Source organism: Agrobacterium sp. SORGH_AS 787 (assembly GCF_030819035.1).
Classification (GTDB): Bacteria; Pseudomonadota; Alphaproteobacteria; order Rhizobiales; family Rhizobiaceae; genus Agrobacterium; species Agrobacterium larrymoorei_B.
In genome coordinates this window covers 496,539-514,162 of the sequence record NZ_JAUTBG010000001.1, presented here as the reverse complement: position 1 = coordinate 514,162, position 17,624 = coordinate 496,539, and the positions used below count along the sequence as shown (strand labels likewise).

General features: G+C 56.1%; 15 protein-coding genes and 2 pseudogenes. 5 read left to right on the top strand and 12 right to left on the bottom strand.

Annotation, left to right across the window (positions count from 1 at the left end):
* Positions 1 to 7: 7 nt before the first annotated feature.
* A pseudogene (locus QE435_RS02195) lies at positions 8 to 261 on the bottom strand (transposase); the annotation flags it as partial.
* Positions 262 to 375: 114 nt separating this feature from the next.
* On the opposite strand from QE435_RS02195, the gene QE435_RS02190 reads away from it, so the two are divergent.
* A complete protein-coding gene (locus QE435_RS02190) occupies positions 376 to 666 on the top strand; it encodes a hypothetical protein (protein ID WP_349040079.1) in 291 nt (96 codons plus the stop codon).
* Positions 667 to 674: 8 nt separating this feature from the next.
* Here QE435_RS02190 and QE435_RS02185 read toward each other — a convergent pair whose 3' ends face one another.
* The 7 genes from QE435_RS02185 to QE435_RS02155 all read right to left on the bottom strand — a co-directional run bounded on the left by QE435_RS02185 (position 675) and on the right by QE435_RS02155 (position 7,276).
* Positions 675 to 926, bottom strand: coding sequence for a hypothetical protein (locus QE435_RS02185; RefSeq protein ID WP_349040078.1), 252 nt, complete (start codon positions 924 to 926; stop codon positions 675 to 677).
* 125 nt (positions 927 to 1,051) lie between these two features.
* On the bottom strand, positions 1,052 to 1,756 hold the full coding sequence (locus tag QE435_RS02180; protein WP_349040077.1) for a TfuA-like protein: 705 nt from the start codon (positions 1,754 to 1,756) through the stop codon (positions 1,052 to 1,054).
* A complete protein-coding gene (locus tag QE435_RS02175; protein WP_349041111.1) occupies positions 1,753 to 2,961 on the bottom strand; it encodes a YcaO-like family protein in 1,209 nt (402 codons plus the stop codon). Before QE435_RS02175 ends, QE435_RS02180 begins: the two co-directional genes overlap by 4 nt.
* A gap of 48 nt (positions 2,962 to 3,009) precedes the next feature.
* Complete coding sequence (locus tag QE435_RS02170; RefSeq protein WP_306929313.1) at positions 3,010 to 3,228, bottom strand: hypothetical protein; 219 nt, start codon at positions 3,226 to 3,228, stop codon at positions 3,010 to 3,012.
* A gap of 30 nt (positions 3,229 to 3,258) precedes the next feature.
* Positions 3,259 to 5,214, bottom strand: a complete 1,956-nt coding sequence (locus QE435_RS02165) for a hypothetical protein (protein WP_349040076.1) — start codon at positions 5,212 to 5,214, stop codon at positions 3,259 to 3,261.
* 51 nt (positions 5,215 to 5,265) lie between these two features.
* Complete coding sequence (locus QE435_RS02160) at positions 5,266 to 5,727, bottom strand: helix-turn-helix transcriptional regulator (protein WP_306929317.1); 462 nt, start codon at positions 5,725 to 5,727, stop codon at positions 5,266 to 5,268.
* Between the two features lie 385 nt (positions 5,728 to 6,112).
* Positions 6,113 to 7,276 carry a GGDEF domain-containing protein gene (locus QE435_RS02155; RefSeq protein WP_349040075.1) on the bottom strand — a complete coding sequence of 388 codons (1,164 nt, stop codon included), beginning with the start codon at positions 7,274 to 7,276 and terminating at the stop codon, positions 6,113 to 6,115.
* A 941-nt stretch (positions 7,277 to 8,217) separates the two neighbouring features.
* On the opposite strand from QE435_RS02155, the gene QE435_RS02150 reads away from it, so the two are divergent.
* From QE435_RS02150 to QE435_RS02140, 3 genes are all read left to right on the top strand, one after another.
* Positions 8,218 to 8,727 (top strand): RNA polymerase sigma factor, encoded by a 510-nt coding sequence (locus tag QE435_RS02150; RefSeq protein ID WP_306929320.1) that lies wholly within the window; start codon positions 8,218 to 8,220, stop codon positions 8,725 to 8,727.
* A gap of 77 nt (positions 8,728 to 8,804) precedes the next feature.
* Positions 8,805 to 9,734, top strand: a complete 930-nt coding sequence (locus QE435_RS02145) for a FecR family protein (protein WP_349040074.1) — start codon at positions 8,805 to 8,807, stop codon at positions 9,732 to 9,734.
* A 92-nt stretch (positions 9,735 to 9,826) separates the two neighbouring features.
* Positions 9,827 to 12,505, top strand: coding sequence for a TonB-dependent receptor (locus tag QE435_RS02140; RefSeq protein WP_349040073.1), 2,679 nt, complete (start codon positions 9,827 to 9,829; stop codon positions 12,503 to 12,505).
* Between the two features lie 287 nt (positions 12,506 to 12,792).
* Here QE435_RS02140 and QE435_RS02135 read toward each other — a convergent pair.
* Positions 12,793 to 13,982: pseudogene (locus QE435_RS02135) on the bottom strand (IS3 family transposase).
* A gap of 208 nt (positions 13,983 to 14,190) precedes the next feature.
* Positions 14,191 to 15,216: an NAD(P)-dependent alcohol dehydrogenase gene (locus QE435_RS02130; RefSeq protein WP_349040072.1), complete on the bottom strand. Its 1,026-nt coding sequence runs from the start codon at positions 15,214 to 15,216 to the stop codon at positions 14,191 to 14,193.
* 106 nt (positions 15,217 to 15,322) lie between these two features.
* On the opposite strand from QE435_RS02130, the gene QE435_RS02125 reads away from it, so the two are divergent.
* A complete protein-coding gene (locus QE435_RS02125; RefSeq protein WP_349040071.1) occupies positions 15,323 to 16,228 on the top strand; it encodes a LysR family transcriptional regulator in 906 nt (301 codons plus the stop codon).
* 45 nt (positions 16,229 to 16,273) lie between these two features.
* Here QE435_RS02125 and QE435_RS02120 read toward each other — a convergent pair whose 3' ends face one another.
* Together QE435_RS02120 and QE435_RS02115 are read right to left on the bottom strand one after the other, a co-directional pair.
* On the bottom strand, positions 16,274 to 16,537 hold the full coding sequence (locus QE435_RS02120) for a hypothetical protein (RefSeq protein ID WP_349040070.1): 264 nt from the start codon (positions 16,535 to 16,537) through the stop codon (positions 16,274 to 16,276).
* Positions 16,516 to 17,046, bottom strand: a complete 531-nt coding sequence (locus QE435_RS02115) for a class I SAM-dependent methyltransferase (protein ID WP_349040069.1) — start codon at positions 17,044 to 17,046, stop codon at positions 16,516 to 16,518. Before QE435_RS02115 ends, QE435_RS02120 begins: the two co-directional genes overlap by 22 nt.
* Positions 17,047 to 17,624 lie beyond the last annotated feature (578 nt).

The window sequence follows — 17,624 nt, the reverse complement described above, 5'->3', positions numbered from 1 at the left end:
TTCCCCTTCAAGCTGGATCATATCCACATGAGTTGAAATAGTTCCGGGCCTCTTGTGGCTGGACCTGACGAATCAGCGTGCCGAGGCGATCCCATAGGCCGGTTACGGTTCCTCGGCAGCTTTTCGCAGGCGTGCCCTCAGCTTGGAGAAGGCCTTTTCTATGGGATTGAAGTCAGGGCTAGATGGCGGAAGGGCCATCATGGTCGCACTTGCCGCTTCGATCATTTCTCGCGCTGCAGGTTGTTTGTGGCTGGATAGATTACCGAAAATGAAGGGCTGACTTGCTCGCGATGATCCCCTGAGCTGCAAGAGCGTCACGAAGCTCAAACAACGTCCCATCCCGGTGCTCTGCAAGCCAGGCCATGATGAGAGGGCATGAGCTTCGATCTTGTGGGAGCTGCGGTCGCCACCAAGCAGACTGGAACGAACGTTCCCCTACCGGATTTGCAGCCTATGCCAACGGCTTGCGCTGGCCGCACTGACGCCGAAACCCTCGGCAGCCTCCCTATGCGAAGCGCCGCCGTCAACTGCGGCAAGCACGCGCATGCGAAGACCAACGGAAAGGGCTTTCGCCATATCTGCCGACCTCCATCGGCAGATAGTTTGAATCAGAATGAAAGTGAGTTGAGAATCAATTTGATTCAATCCGTCAGCGAAACGCTCTAGGCGCGACGTTAGTGCGATGCTCCGGAGATGAAGCTCGGCACGTAATCCCCCTCACCGGTGCCTTCGGCACCATCCACTCCGCGTTTGCTGATTTCCTCAACCAGCGAACCTAAAGCCAAATCGAGGCAGTAGGTCGGAAACTCAAGCTCGAGTTCCTTGGCACTGTTGCGCGCATAAGTGACAAGCCGAGCAATCGAAACCAGCTCGTGTGCGATATCGCCGTTTTCGCCAGTATTTTTTTCAAGAGTGTCGAGCGCCATCATTAATCCTTCATTCCAAACCGAAATTCTACGACAAAGGATAAATTAGAACTTCTGCGATTGCGCGTGACATAGGCGTGACACAGCTTGGAGTGCCGTACAGGATCGGATTACAACCGGCCACGCTACAGGATCTTCCGCCACTGCATTGTCGAGGCGAAGGTCCAGTCCGCGGGAACTTGCACGCACTTGTCGTCAGCCGCCGCTATGGCGTCCAGCAATTTTAATCCATCGAGCCTTTTCTGGTTGATAGCGTTAGTCCGCAACAACACTTCTAGGCGTTCTCGCGATGAATGTTCCGGCAGGTTGGCATTGGCGACGATCGCCCGGTAAGTTCGCTCCTTAAAGAACATGAGTTCAGCGCTTGTCCTGAGGCTCGCATATTCCGCGTGGTCAAGTTCACGCCGCAACGACAGGTCATCGAGTGTTGCGAAGACATTCACCAAGGGCTCGGACAGCGACACATAGTTCATCTCCCGTGGACCATGGATTTGGGCGACATCGGAATCGTCAACCAGTTCGCCACTGGCATAACGGCTATAAATTTTACCAATCCCGATCATCCCGAATGCTGCACATTCCGCAGCCCTCAGAGCGCCCATACTGCTTGAGCCATAGACGCGAGCGCCCTGCGAGAGAGCAAATAGGATTTCCTTATGCCAGATCGGAGCTACATCCTCAAAATTACCGTCGATCAGGCCGATCACAGTCGCGCCGTCATTAACCGCGGCCAGGATATCTCTGTGCTTGGCCGGCCCGCGGACTTCGACGTCCGCCGGGACCAAATTCACTGCATCCGGAAGCGTGGGGCCGACAAAGACAAGCTTCATAGTGAAAATAGCGCCTTCGATATGCCCCTAGCCCCAAACCGTCTTTTTCGCTCTCCCGGCGGATTCTCGAGGTCGGGCACCAAGACTTTGGCGACTGAGAATGGAAAGTCCGTTGGTGTCAGAGGCACGACGATAACAGAATCAATAGATGCAGCTTTAAGATGCTTGAGCACGGTATCGAACATGTCTTCCAGCGGTCCAAGGCCAATCGTCTTGCGGGAAGGGAGAGGCTTCGGCTCAGCTTTCATGTAGCTCAAAATCTCCCGTGGGAGGGGGCGCTCGAAAGTGTCCGGATAGATGTCATCCCTCGCGCCGCTGATATATGTGAGGCGGGATTGAATCGCTTCCGTGATTGCCCGGATCGCGGCCCGCGCAGGATCCAGATGCGCACCACTTCCCTTGGTTACGTCGATAAAGCGCGAAGTGCTTCTTGATGTGGTTGAGGTCGGCCCCAAAAACGCTACAAAACATGCGATGCCGATGTCGCTGGTAATGTCGAATAAACGGAGTTTCAGATCCGCGGTTTCAATCTTGGTGATGAGCCCATCTATAATTGGATCCAGAAGGCTGCGGGGGTCGAGGCAGGTCTTAAGGCGCTGTTCCGCGTTCGCTATGTTCCACAAAGTTTCCGCATCGCGTTCGATGCGTTCCAGCACTCCATGGAGGCTTGCCTCCAGGAGCGTATTTCCAGATGCAAGGCCATCAGAAGACTGCCAGAACCGAGGTGTCTCGGGGGTGCGATCCAGGATGACAGCTTCATAGGGAACCCAGGTTTCAGCTTTGGATAGAACATTTCGTCCCTGAACCCATGTTAGCATCTCGTCGTTAGCTACGTCGTTCTGACCTTGGGCGATGAGACCCGCGAGGTTATCGACAACCCGCCCTTCCAGTTCGAGGCTTGCTTGTGTTGCAGTGACCGTGTCGATCGATGGACTGCCGGCGATGGCGCGCTCAAGCGCCTCCATCGTCGCAGACACTTTAGCATCAGCATCAGTGATGCCCTTGCCGTGATGGATGACGATCGAACGAGCGTTTGGAGCGACCGCGCTCCAGACAGGAACCCCGATGTTATCGAGACCGGTCAATCGAGATACGCGAGTGATCCCGTAGCGTGGCAGGAAGGATGCGACCCGACCCAGCGTCTCTTCGGGGGTGCAGAGACGGGCCGAGTAAGTGGAGGAGCGGGCCTCAGGAAGTTCCGGCATTTGATCGTTTAACAACACTGTCTTCCCGAGGCCGCGTCATTGGCTCAATTATCCGTCGAGATGACCGGAGAACGCGTCGTCTGCTGATTTCACGGCGACAGCGAAATCCACGCCTTTGATGATCGCGGCTCCACCAGCGCGCAGTTTAGTCGCCGCCTCCAGCGCGCTTCCTGCCGGGGGCTGAAACGGTTTGACAGTTCCCGCATCAAGATCTGCAACCCATAGGCCAGACTCCCCTGGCGCTCCGATAACGAAGATTCTTGCCATGCTAAAAATCCTTCTTTTGGCACATTTGCTTCAAAACCCTGCTTTACGCAGGCCATCACGGTAGTGATCTTTTTGCCATTGCTCCTTAAAAGGCACGGCGGTCAGCCAGGTATCCACATCGAAGTCGGGATTGGTTTCCCGAGCTTTGCGCACGAAGCTCTTCGCCCGTTTCTGGTCGCCAATCATCGCCCAGCTTGCAGCGGACAGGCGGTTAGCAAGCCCACTGTCGGCCATTCGTTTGATATAGGATAAGGCTTGCTCGTACTCTTCCAAGCAGTAGCTCGCGCCGGCTGCTGTCCAAAGGTAGACATCGGGGCTCAAGGGGTTGAGCTCGATAGCTTTTTCGATTTTCTCAAGTGCCAGGCCGGGCTTGGACGCATGGACAAGCGTGTCAGCGTAGTCGGCGGTGACGTCGGCATAATGGGGGCTCAGCGTCTCGGCCAGCTCCAAGGCCTCGACGCTTTCATCGATGGCGCCTAAGAGCATCTTGGCAACACCCAGTTCTCTGTAGCCCCCGACCATGTCTTGGCCGGCCGCGATCGCCTTGTTGGCATGTTTCTCGGCTTCTTTGAGGAGTTCAGTGTCTCCGCGCGCCGTGATCAGCCATTCCCTTGAATATGTTCGAGCAATACCGCTCAATGCTGGCGCGAAATAGGGAGCGTGATTAAGCGCTGTTCGGAATTCTTTGCGTGCACGGCGAATCTCTGGAAGACCAAGGTTCTTGAGATGTCGCTGTCCGAGCAGGTAGTGGTGGTATGCGGCCGGGATTTGCTCAAAATATTCTCGTGCCAGCTCGTTGCGTTCTATCTCTCCGGTGATCGCCATGGAAATTCGGCGGGCTATCTGCCGACGCTGGACCGCCAGACTATCTTTGTCCATGTCGTAACGGTCCGCCCAGATGACCTCATCGTTTGCGAAGTAAACCAGCTGTACGAAGAGGCTGCGTTGGGCGCCGCGGCCTGAAAGCCTGGTATCCAGCACGTATGAGATGGAATGCTGCGCGATTGTGTTGGCCTTGTCCGAATGCCGCCCGATCTGGGCGGCTGTGTAGGGAGCGACCACAGACACTGAGGTCAAGGAACACAGCGCGATGGTGACGTCCTCGATAAGGGCATCAGCGAAAGGGAGAAACGGCAGGTTACGGGTAATGCTCTCCACCGGCGGCAGGAGCACAAGTCTCGGGATGGGCCGCTTAAGACCTGCGTCTGCTTTAGCGCCCGACCGGTCCTCAATCCCTTGCTGCGGAATGGAAATAAGACTGCGCTGCTTCTCAAAGACTTTTTTGACGACATTCAAGGCATGAACATCAGGACCAAGCGTCAGGTCGCCCCACAGCTTCTGTTTCTGGCCGTCATAGATGTTTCGGAAGGCCTCTACCTTTCCCTCGGTGGAGTAGGTCTCCGCGAGCAAGCTGACGATCATTTCATCGTCCGGGTCGTGCTGAAATATCCGTAGCGCCGCATCCTTGACGAGCGCGATATCTTGCGTGGATTTCACGACCGGTATCGCCGTGATCAAGGCTTCCCGTAACCGGGACAGGTGTTGTGCCCTTTGCTGCCCAATCCAGGCTGAAAGTGCGGCTCCTGTGCTGTCAACGTTTTCGAGAAACACGTGACTGAAGAGGCCAATCAACGCGCGCAGATCAATCAGAGGGTCCGAAGAAGTCGGGGCTTGCAATCCCGCGATGTCGCAATCGATCGCCTCGGCATTGAGCTTTACATCGGAAGTAGTAATTTCAACGAATTGCTGACCCAACTCCTGTTGGCGGCTGTCTATCCTCGATAGTGACTTGCGCATATTGGTATATGCCTGCGCCGGCTCGACCGCATCCCATAGCAGCTTCGACAAAGCCGCCCGCGATTGAGCGGGTTGCAGGTGAGCAAACAGATAGGCAAGGATGATCAAGCCCTTTTCGGGGAAGGAAACAGCGTTCCCCGAAGGATCGAGGAGTCTCAACTCTCCTAATGTCAGCAACCTGAACGCCATTGCTCCCCACTACAGTTCGGTGATGGTTGTCCGAAAGCCCAGCTCTGCGATCTAGCTGTTCAACCTGACTTCCACCGATGAACGCCCTTCAGGGGCAATCGTTACAAGCTCGTCCATCTCGGCCATAGCCTTTACGAGCGCCACAATCTTTTGGCGGACGTTTGCATCGGGAATTTTTAGAAACGACTGGTTTAGGGCCATACCCTCGCGGGATTGAAGAAATTGCGAGACGTAGCTCATCGCCGTAAAGTCGCCGATCCCTGCCATAGTGACCGGTTCTTCACTCTCCTGATTGAAGAAGAAGCTTGGTGGAACGCCGAGCACATTTGCGATCTTTTGCAGGCGGCTTGCGCCAACACGGTTCGTGCCCTTCTCGTATTTCTGGACCTGTTGAAACGTCACGCCGAGCTCGTTCGCCAACTGCGTCTGGCTCAACTTCAGCATTATGCGACGCATCCGGATGCGTCCGCCGACGAAGACATCGATCGCATCGGGACTTCTTTTTGGGGCCATGGATGAACTCCTAACACGACACGGTTTTTATGTTGCAGAGAAACGCCGTCGGCGTAGCTCGGGAAACACGAATTTAATACACAGCTTGTATTGAAAGGTAGTAAAATTTCAATCTTTAGTATATGCACATTTGGGAATTCAACAAAAATTACTTAAGTCTAGCAAGCGCTGCTCTGACGCTTCTGGATGAGAACGGAGGCGATGGGCTGCTGGTCTCGGCCGCAGAGAGGCTAAATTTCTGGAATGAAGGCCCAGGGTGACGGAGGCCGTTGTGGCACCACCCTCAAGTGGCAACCCAGCTTGGGAATTAGGTTCGAGTGCCATCACTTAACGGGGGTAGGGGTTGGTGCATGTTCAAGGCGCTCTCGTCCAGCGCCACATCCAATCAGGATGCTCCCGTCGCCACTACCCGCAACTGATGATGCAGGGGATCGGCTGAAGGGTGCAGCAGCAACTCGTTCGGCGGTGCGGTCTCAACGCGATTCCGCCCAAGGGTTTTTGCCCGGTACAGCGCGCCATCGGCGCTTGCAAGCATCTCGGCGAGGTCGTGGCAGTCCGGTGCCGCAAGGCCGATACTGACGGTGGCCCGGGTTTTCAAGCCCTCTGCCTGAGCGGCTGCTTTTGCGAACCGGCTTGCGATCGCCGAGGCGCGACTGAGAGCTTGGGAATTGTCGCACCCTGGCAGAAGCGCAGCGAATTCCTCACCGCCCAGCCGGACAATAAGCGCTTCGGGCCCCGCTTCTTCGCGGGCGGTTTCGGCGAACAGCTGCAAAACCTTATCTCCGGTTGGATGTCCATGACGGTCGTTGATCGCCTTGAAGTGGTCGAGGTCGAAGGCGAGCAAGGAGACGGGGTCACCATGCCGCTCGCGGAGGATCCGAGATGCCTGCTCAAAAAAGGCGTGACGGTTTGCAAGCCCTGTCAACTGATCGGTTTGTGACATGCGGAGCAGGTGGAGCTTTTCCTCCTCTCGAATAATCATCAGAAAGGACATCGGCATCGCTACCGAGTACAAGGCAGCCTCGTACATCGTCGCCTTTCCGATGATGGAGATAATATCTTGCCCGTACCGCTCAAGGAGGACAGGGGCAATGAACGCCCGGCCAAGGTAGAACAGGGCGTGGAAAGCCGAGATCGATACGGCGATCGGACGTGAGCGCAATCGCTGGACCGTGCGGCTACGCAGAAGTATCCATGCTGTCAGGCCGCAGGTCAGGGCGATGGGGATAGACGAGACATGGTTCCAGAAGGCGGCAGGGAAGTGCGTGCCAACGATCGCCCAGGCGATGGCCAGGAAGCTTAGCGCTGCGGCGGACGACCAGAAATACCGGTGACCGTCAAGGCCAGCGAAGGCATTAAGGACCAGAAGGTAGCCCAACATCATTAGGATGTTGATCGTCCCCATGCCGAGCGCGACCGGAAAGTGGCTGCGATTCATTGCAAACATGCAGCCGAGAACAAACACGAAGAGTGCCGCGACCAGAACATCGAGCACGCGTGCGCGACCTGGATGAGCCTGCCTTTCCCAAAGGAGAAGCGACGCTGACACCAGGAGCGTTCCGACAGTTAAGTACCAAAGGGTTTGTAAATCGATCTGCATTGCTCTGCCTGCCTTACGTCAAAGCCTACAGGGTGATCTTTATAAGATTCCTTACATCGCTTCTCATATTGCCGACATGGTTGGCGTAACGTTAAGCGTGTTGTTGAGTGCCGGCATTAAATCTAAGGGTGCGTTTCGCAAAAGGGCTTACCGGCTGATCGAATGCGACGGTACACGCGGGCCTGTCTCGCGAGAGTCGTATCGGTGCTTGGACTATCGCCAGATGCGGGGAAGCCCCTTGCATTCGCTTGCCGAGTCAGTCCGCGCATTTGGCGCTGCCTCCACAATCGGCAGGGAATGCGCAGGTTTCGCGAAGACTATGGTGATAAGCAGGACAGTCACATAACCGCGATACAGTGCGCCCGATGTTGCTCCATGCGTCTCGGAGTTGGGAAACAAAAATCCCGTATTCTGTTGAAGCATGGATCACATCGATCCCGAGAAGGGTTCCGCAATTCCCCGCGAGTGAAGCAGCGGCATTAGAGCCAAATTTCAGGAGCCTGATGAGCGAAGAGATTGTGATGAAGGAGCAGTTTCAGTCCACAATAAATCGTCCTTAAAGTGCTCCTGTGGAGTGACGGGCTTTCATCCTCTGATCAACGAACTGGAAGAATTGTTGGTTTCGCTAGAGGCACTCGCCAAGCCAACCGACGGCGCCAGCATCCTGTGAGCTCGTGAAGTCGATGGGTGTGTGCAGTCTGAAGCTTCACATGTTTTTTGGGGGGGACGTCTTTATCCTCGCAATAAGCAGCGCCGCGAAAGGCTGTGATGAAATGTGCCTGTGCCCACTCGTGAGGGGCCGGACAAAATATGATTATAAAAATCTACTTTATTGGCAATGTCGAAAAACTGCCTTAAGAAGCCTCGAATGTTTTTGTCGAGTACGCTTCATGACGACCTCCGATGACACGATAATTAAGCTGTTTTTGAATGCTCAAGTCCGTATTAAACGCTATTTTTTCAACAAGACTCAGTCGCTACAGGACGCTGAGGATTTGGCGCAGGAGGCCTGGATCAAGTTTGCCAGAAACGAGGCCGTCTCGGCTCTTTACTTGGATGGATATCTTGGTGCCATCGTCCGCTCTCTCGCCATCGATCATGCGCGCAAGAAAAACCGACGATTGTCTCAGATTCAGATCGACGAGATACTGGACATACGGGACCAGCAACCTGATGTTGAGCGCGAGTTGATTGATCGGGAGCAATTGAACCGGTTGCTGGAGATCATCGGACAACTCCCCGAACGTCAACGAGAGGCGTTCCGACGATCGAGGGTGGATGGCCAACGACACTCCGAGATCGCCGCCGCGCTTGGTGTATCAGTCAGAACCGTCGAGATGGATATTCGCAAGGCTCATGATTTCTGCCGCGAGACTTTGGCGCGCTTCAACCGGAAATAATTGCGGGCTTATGGTTCACCAGCGTTAAAAGGGATAAAAAGCGTCGGTTCGAAGCAGCAAAGCCGTTGGAGAACAATGTGGACGAGCGGTCGGAGGCACTGAGGCAGCAGGCTTTGACGTGGATTACCCGTCTGAGCTCGGGAGAGGCAACACAGGAAGATGCGAAGGCCTTGGCTTCGTGGCGGCAGCGCAGTGCAGAGCACGAAGCCGCGTTCCGCGATCAAGCCAGGCTTTGGCGCGACATGGGACACGCGCTGGAGATCGAGCGGGCGTCAAAGCCGGTATTCTCTCGCCGTGCCGTTATGACAGGCGCGGGCGTCGCAGCAAGTCTTGCGGGTGTTGGTTTCGCAGCATCCTCATTCGGTCTCCTACCGTCGATCTGGTCGCGTAGTCCGGACTATCTCACCTCGACCGGAGAGCAATTGACGGTGACATTGCCAGACAACTCGCGTGCTTTTCTGGATGGGGGCACCAGCATGTCCTTAGATTTCGGCGGGGAGAAGAGGGGCGTCGAACTGATGTCTGGCGCAGCGGTTTTTGAGGTCGCCTCAGAGACTATGCGACCGTTCACCGTCACCGCCGGACCCGGAAGGCTGGAGGCTGCCGAAGGATCATTTTCCGTCTCTCTCGATACAGATGACGTTTCGGTGCAGTGTCTGTCGAAAAGGGTTACGGTCCACTGTCTTGGAAGCCAGCTTCTGGCGGAGAGTCATGGCTTAACATATTCGCAGGATGGTCTTGGCTCCGTCTCCGACATCGATGTCGCGACAGCGGCAGCATGGCGTCGGGGGCTACTGGTGTTTGAGAATCGCGCATTGGAAGACATCGTTCTGGACATCAATCGCCATCGCCCAGGAAAAGTGGTTATCGCGCGCCCCAGATTGAAAACGCTTCGCATGTCCGGTGTTTTTCATCTCAACCGACCGGACGAGATTCTGGCGCAACTGACGCAGACGCTGCATGTCGAAAGCTTTCATCTCATGGGCGGCGTCGTAATCCTGATATAAAAAATCAACAAATTTTTCGGGTTTTTACGCCGGCATCGTTTTCCCCATTGAGGGGTACATAAGTCTGTACCCATTCTTCAATGGGGATTGGAATGCATCATCTTTCAAGGGACGCAAAAGCCGGACGGTCTGTCGGGAGAGCAGGGTTCGGTGCTCTTTTTCTAATGGCGAGCGTATCTTGGACTGCCCTTTTACTGCAGCCTGAAAGACTGGAGGCGCAGCAAGCTGTCATAGCATACGATATTCCGGCTGGACCGCTGGATAGGGCGTTGACGCGCTTTGGCTCGATCAGCGGGCTTCAGCTCCTTTATCAAAGTAATGTCACGACCGGCAGAAGGACTGGCGGCGTCAAAGGCAGTCTCGATGCCAGAGCAGCACTCGCGCGCATCATGGCAGATACAGGCGTCGCCTATCGCTTCACTGCGGCGAACCGAGTTGAGATAGGCAGCGGGCAATCGGACGCTTCCGATACCAGCGTCGCAGGAGCTACCGTTCTCAGACCGATTGTCATCAGCGGAAAGTCAGACCGATTGTGGGGTAGGGAGGCCCCTTACTACACCGATGCGCCGACAAGCTATATCGGTCAGGACGATATCGAACATTTCCGTGGATCGAGCCCCGCCGACATCTTCAGAGGAACGCCAGGCGTCTCTTCGGGCGAGGCACGAAATGGCGCAGGCTCTGTCGATGTGAATATCCGCGGGATGCAGGGAATGGGTCGCGTCGCCGTTACCGTTGATGGCGCTGAAAACAGCCTGCAGATTTATCAGGGGTATCAGGGCATATCGAACCGGACCTATGTCGATCCAGACCTGCTTGCCGGCGTAGACATCACGAAAGGCTCAGATGTGTCGTCTGGTGGCATCGCTGGTACCGTTGCTATGCGGACCCTGAGCGTGGAGGACGTGATAGAGGATGGAGAACGCTTCGGCGTCAGACTGAAAGGAGGTTTCGGTACCAATACGACCAGCCCTCAGGACGGAGCGTTGGGAGGATATAGCATTCTCAATCGTGCTGGTGGAACAGCTCTGGTTACGGCCTCTCCAGACGGCTTAGATCGCTCGCCGTTTCTGCAGCCTACCGATGGTTCGGGCAGCGTCGTCGCGGCAATACGCGATGAAACTTTCGATTTCCTCGCAGGGTATGCCTATCGTAAACGTGGAAACTATTACGCGGGCTCGCATGGAGATAGCGCCAATCCAGAAAGTATTGGGCCGCAACCATTTTGTTACTCTTCAGGGCTTTGCATTCCGTCTCTGGATTACAAGGACTATGTTATCAACACGGGTTTGAGTAGTTATCGCGCAGGCGAAGAGGTTCTCAACTCGCAATTGGAAACGAAATCCTTTCTTGCCAAGGCGACCATACGCTTTGGCGAAGGGCAAAGTTTGCAAGCTGGATATACCGGGTTCAGGAGCGAAGCAGGGGACCGTCTTGCGTCCCGGTTCGCCGGCACTACCGCTCAGGCACAGCAACAAGCCCTCACATCGGGCGCGAAGGTTGATACCGGCACTCTGAAGTATCGGTTAAATCCCGAAGATAATGATCTGATCGACCTCCAGGCCAGCCTGTATCTCACGCGGCTTGAACAACGCAATCCCATACGGACTGCGTTTGGTACTCCTCCTTCCGACCGTAGTGGGTCAGATACGACAATGTGGGGCGCAGCAGTTGATAATAGCTCAACTTTTGCGACGGATGCGGGTTCTCTGGATGCGACGTATGGCCTTTCCTACAAAAGCGAGGACACCGTTCCTGGTCCCATGACAAAGGAGCTTGAAACTTGGCTGGATTATCGTGACGGCGAACGTGAGGAAGCGGCGGCTTATGCCAAGGCTGATTGGAAACCATCGGACTGGCTCAGTTTGAATGGCGGGCTTCGTTATACCCATTTCTGGTCCAAGGATCGCAACAAGCCTTTGTGGGAAAGGGGATACAATTACACCAACGAGCGAAACGAAGGTGGCTTTAGCCCGACCGTGGGCGCAACCTTGGAGCCTTGGGACGGCACACAGTTCTACGTCAAATATTCGAATGCGCTGCGCATGCCGAGCCTGTTCGAGTCCGTGTCCGCTTTCACGATGGAGGTCAATCCTAATCTAAAGCCGGAGCGTTCGAGCAACTGGGAATTGGGGACGAACTTTGTTCAGGAAGGGATCTTCGCTCATGACGACACGGCAATGCTGAAGTTGGGATTCTTTGACTGGAACGTAAAGAATTACATTTCCCGAGAGTGGTATACGGCCCCTGACAACGTCAGCACCATGCGCATTCACAATATAGACAGCGCGCACTTTCAAGGACTGGAACTTTCCAGTCGGTACGAACGCGGCGGCTTTGCTGCCAACCTCACGGCCAATTACTACCTTGATGTCGAGTTTTGCCGAACAGCGTCGACTTGCTCGAATAAGTCACTCTATGCAGATTATGCAACCAACCAGGTGCCGCCGGAATATTCTCTAGGCCTGACGCTGACACAACAGCTTTTTGAGGAGCGCTTGACCCTGGGTACCCGAGTTTCTCATGTGGGGCCACGGGCTATTGGACATGGCGATGTGACGGCCCAAGGGGCGTCGCAGTTTATCTCGCTCGTAAACTGGAAGCCTTATACGTTAGTGGATGTATTCGCCGATTACAAAATCAACGATAACTTCACTGCGACGTTCCGTATAGAAAATCTAACGGACCGCTACTATGTCGATCCGTTGAGTCTGGTTACAATGCCTGGGCCGGGGCGGACATTCTACGCCTCGCTGACGGCAAAATTCTAAACAGTGACATTGTGATTTTAGGGGTGGTCTTTGCGGAAAGCGATGCGCGTTTGTAACAAGCAGCGTCGGTGTGTGGCTTGCAATTAGAGCGCTCCCCTTGAGGGCAGGGGCTGCGCTTCACAAGTCCATTCGCCAGTTGAAAACCGACTCTCCGACAGGAACTTTCTCGGATGTGCCGCCCGAAGTGTCTCAACGACGATATAGGTCTTTGTCGCTGCTCCATTCTATGATGCAATCCACCTGCCGTATGCTAGTCTACGTGTGCGGTTTGACGTTGCCCCCAAGTTTTATCCAGTTTTGAGTTCGCTCCAGCGGTTTTGGGTTGCTGTATTCGGGGCGGTAGCGGCGGGTTGCGGTGCGGAGCCATTCCGGCTGCGCAGCACCGCATCACGTCGCGGGTTGATTGTCTAAGCGAACTCGGCAGGTGTCATCCAGCCGAGGCCGGAATGCGGTCGGTGATCGTTGTAATCGCTGCGCCAGTTTAAGAGCGCTGATCGAGCTTGGGTCAGTGACGAGAATAGAGTTTCATTCAAGAACTCGTCTCGCAGCCGCCCATTGAAGTTTTCGATGAAGGGATTCTGGATCGGTTTGCCCAGTGCGATGTAGTGCCATTCCACCTTGGTCCGATCTGTCCATTGCAGGATCGTGTTGCTGGTGAACTTGCTGCCATTGTCGCTGACGATCATCTTCGGCTTGCCTCGTCCCTCGATGATCCGGTCCAGCTCACGGGCAACCCGCAGACCGGAAAGCGACGTATCGGCGACGAGGCCCAGGCATTCCCTGGTGCAATCGTCGACGACCGTAAGCACCCGGAACCTGCGACCATCGGTGAACTGATCCGATACGAAGTCCAGCGACCAGCGATCATTGACGGCAAGCGGGATCAGCATCGGTTCTCTTGTGTCGATCGCTCGTTTCCGACCGCCGCGCTTGCGCACCGTCAGCTTCTCTTCCCGATAGAGCCGGAAGAGCCGCTTGTGGTTCACAAGGTGACCCTCACGCCTGAGCAGCACATGAAGGCGTCGATATCCAAAGCGGCGGCGTTCATGCGCCAGCGCCATCATCCGCTCGCGAAGGTCATAGTCATCGCTGCGTCTGGTTTCGTAACGGATCGTTATCCGGCAAAAGCCGATGGCTTTACACGCCCGCCGTTCGCTCATCTGGTGGTGGTCCATTAGATGCGCGACAGCTTTTCGCCTTGCTGCGGGCGTCACCACTTCTTTCCCAAAAGGTCTTTCAAAGCCGCATTGTCCAGCATCGCATCTGCCAGGAGCCGCTTCAGCTTCGTGTTCTCGTCTTCCAGCGTCTTCAAGCGCTTGGCTTTGGATACGTCCATGCCGCCGAACTAGGCCTTCCATTTATAGATGCTGGCATCGCTGACGCCGTGCTTGCGGCAAAGCTCCGAAACCGGCGTGCCAGCCTCGTGCTCCTTCAGAATGCCGATGATCCGTTCGTCTGGAAAACGATTGCACTTCATTCCCTGGTCCTCTCAATGGGCCAGACCTTACTTCAAAATGGATTATTTCAACGGGGCAAGGTCAGTCTTCGCAGACCACGCTCGCTGCGCTGTAGATCGCGCGGCCCGACGCCGCCGAAGCGTCGTCGTTTGCGGCGATGTAAGCGCCACAGGGACCGCTCTGACGACGGTGCTGCCATTGGCCGCGCAGGTTTGTGGATGATCCCTCTTACGCCAAATCGATGACGATCTTGCCGAAGGCGCCCAGGTCGAGATGATCGAGGGCTGCGGGAAGCTCGGAGAGCGGATAGCGTTGGTCAATCACTGGCTTGATGCCGGTGCGGTCGACCGCTGCAACCAGATCTTCCAGAGCCCGACGGTGGCCGACGCCAATGCCCTGAATCGTGAGGTTCTTCAGCATCAGGGTGCCGGCGGGTGCCGCGAGTTCGAACCCTTCCAGCACACCGATCTGGTGAATGTGGCCACCGATTGCCGCCGCCTGCACGGCTTTTGCGAGATGCGCCCCACCGACGATTTCCAGGATATGATCGGCACCATGGTCGTTGGTGAGCTGATAGACGGTCTCCACCCAATCTTCCTCCGACCGATCTATGCCATGATCAGCGCCGAGGATCTTGGCACGCTCCAGCTTCTCTGCATTACCTGAAATTACGATGGTTTTTGCACCGTGGACCTTGGCGATTTGCAGGCCGAACAGGGCGACGCCGCCGGTGCCCTCGACCAGCACGATCTCGCCTTGGCGGAGGCGGCCTTTTTCGATCAGCGCGAACCAGGCTGTCAGGCCCGCACAGGGCAAGGTGCTGGCTTCGGCGTCATCCAGCGTCGACGGCGCGCGCACGAACCAGTCCTCCGGAAAGACCACATATTCGGCGAGCACGCCCGGATAAACTCCGCCCAGCGACTTGTAGGGGGGCACCCTGCCGTTGCCGTTTGGCCTGCCGTCGATCCAGCCCGGCGCGAAGGTGGAAATCACCCGGTCACCCTCGGCAAACCGCGTCACGCCGGAGCCGACCGCCTGAACCGTCCCCGCCAGGTCGGAGCCCGGCGTGAAAGGAAAGTCGAGCGGCAAGCCCATGCCATTGTCGATCATCAGCTTGTCACGATAATTGAGTGACACTGCCGCCACCTTCACCAGCACCTCGCCATCAGCGGGTTTGGGAATGGTGACCCTCTTCAGAGCCAGCCTGTTGCGCCCGATCCCATCCATTTCCCAACGCTGCATCGTGTCCGTCATACTCTGTTCCTTCTCGGTGGATTTACACTCAGCGCAACATATCGTTGAATTCAGGGAGCCAGTGTTGATATGTTGTCCGCATATAGGTTCCGATTGGACGACAATCATGAGCGAAATGCTGAGCGGGTTGGATGCTTTTGTGGCAGCGGTGGAAACAGGGAGTTTTGCTGCGGCGGCTGAGCGCCTCCATCTGACACGATCGGCTGTCGCCAAGACCATTGGTCGGATCGAGGCACGGCTCGATGTGCGCCTGTTCCATCGTACCACCCGCACCCTGGCGCTGACCGAAGACGGACAAGGCTATTACGAACGTTGCGTTCGGGCTCTGGAAGAATTGCGTGCTGGTGAAGCGGCTCTTGACTCAGGTCGAAAGGAAGTCGTGGGGCGTCTGCGTGTCTCTATGCCGGTGTTGTTCGGACGCCGCTGCATTGCGCCCGTGCTGGCGAGGCTGGCGGCAGAACATCCGAGGCTTGAACTAGACCTGTCGTTCAGCGATCGTCCCGTGGACCTGGTCGAGGATGGTTTCGATTTGGCGATCCGCAATGGCGCGGTGGGTGATGGCATTGGGTTGATGACACGCACGATCAGTCTGCAACGCATGACCGTCTGCGCTGCACCGTCCTACCTTGACGCTCACGGCCGGCCGAAAAGCCTTGACGAGTTCGCGAACCATAGCGCGATCACCTATGGCCGGTCGGGCCGGATCAGGGCATGGCAATTTCCGATCGGTAACGGAAACCGAGTGGAGGCAACGCCCCCAAGCCGTCTGCGCTTCGATGATCTCGAAGCCATCGCAGACGCTGCAGAAGCGGGTTTCGGTCTCGCCTGGCTACCCTGCTGGCTGATCCGCGAACGGGTGCGAGCCGGCATGCTCGTACCGCTGCTCGAAGATGTCCCACGCCTCGTGTTCTCTACCCATGCGTTGTGGCCAGAGACGCCGCATTTGCCACTGCGCGTCCGGTACGCCATAGATGCGCTTGCGACAGCATTGCCGGGAAGCGCGGAACTGTGAGGCAAGTTGGGCAACGGGGATAAGGAAGGCGTCGCACGCCCTCGTTTAGCACTCGGACCGGTGATCTTTCCTGAAAGCCACCATCAAGGTTTCATATGGCAGTGTAACGTCGCTGCGGCCCGCAAGCTCCGGCGTTTCGGCAATGAGATCTCGTAGACGCCGCTCGACGTCGGCACGCTCTTCTGCCGGCAGCGCGGCAATGAAACTCGTGGACAGGGCGCGGTCGATAATCACCCGATCCGGGCTTCCCGTGTGGGCATTGGTAGCGTGCCGCTCGGGTAAGGGCGTTAAGCCTTCTGCCGGAAACACGGTTCGCCACCGTCCCGTCTGAAACCGAGGTGTGTCTCCCTCATATCGGTCCAAATTGCTCCCATCGAAGCCACCCATGGAACTCCCACGTCCCGGCCGTTCCAGATCAAACCCAGCACACCGCCGGGCCTCAGCACGCGTCGTATCTCCGTAACGGCCTCGGCCGTGGCAAACCAGTGAAAGGCCTGGGCGCAAACGACAGCGTCGACAGAGGCGTCAGGCAAGCCAATCTGGTCGGCAGAACCGCCCAATGTCCTGACATCGAATGCGCTGTCGATCTTGGCCCTCATGGCGTCCACCGGCTCAAGCGCGATAATCTCTGCACCGGTTTCTTGGAGAAGCGGCAGGAACTTGCCGGTGCCTGCTCCTACCTCAAGAACGGTTCGTCCAAGGCGAAGTCCAAGCGTCTTTCGCAACCAATCGACAGCCTCTGGTGGATAACTTGGCCGTCCGCGGACATAAACGTCAGCAGCTGTGGAATAACCGTCCGAAGCGGCGCGATGAACCAAAGCCTTGTCTCCTTGAGAGTACGGTGACTGCCAATATTCGTAGCTGAGGCTCGCCCACACTGTCAAAGCCTCGATCAACAGAAGAGATGTCTTCGAAGCATCCAGTGCATCAACGTTGAGCAGGTGATGGTTCGAGTCCCATCAAGATCTCTGATATTTTAGATACCGTCGTACTGCATTCGGAAGAGCTGCGTCGAACGCTGAATGGCCGAGAGAACTCTCTGGTTATCAAGGAGGGTGCCGACAGGTCAGAGCAATTATCGCTGATCGGTCTCAAGCGCGGCTGCTTTTTCAAGCCAGTAGAATAATGCCTGGCAACCTAACGCCTTTGGATGATGCGGAGACTGGCTTGAGTAGCTAGCCAGGCGGTGATCTCCCAAATTTCGCTCGCCGACAAACAAGGCTGCTCTCCGGTGGTAGTTCTAAGGATTTGCTCAAATCGGCGTGTGTCGTCTTCAAGCCGATGGTCTTGGTCTGGGGGCGTTGCTGAAACGGCGCGCTGTTTGACACTGTTCCAACTGCTTCAGTGAATTGCGCAACAGGGCTAATGCACAAGAATGAATTCCTCAAACTGCGCT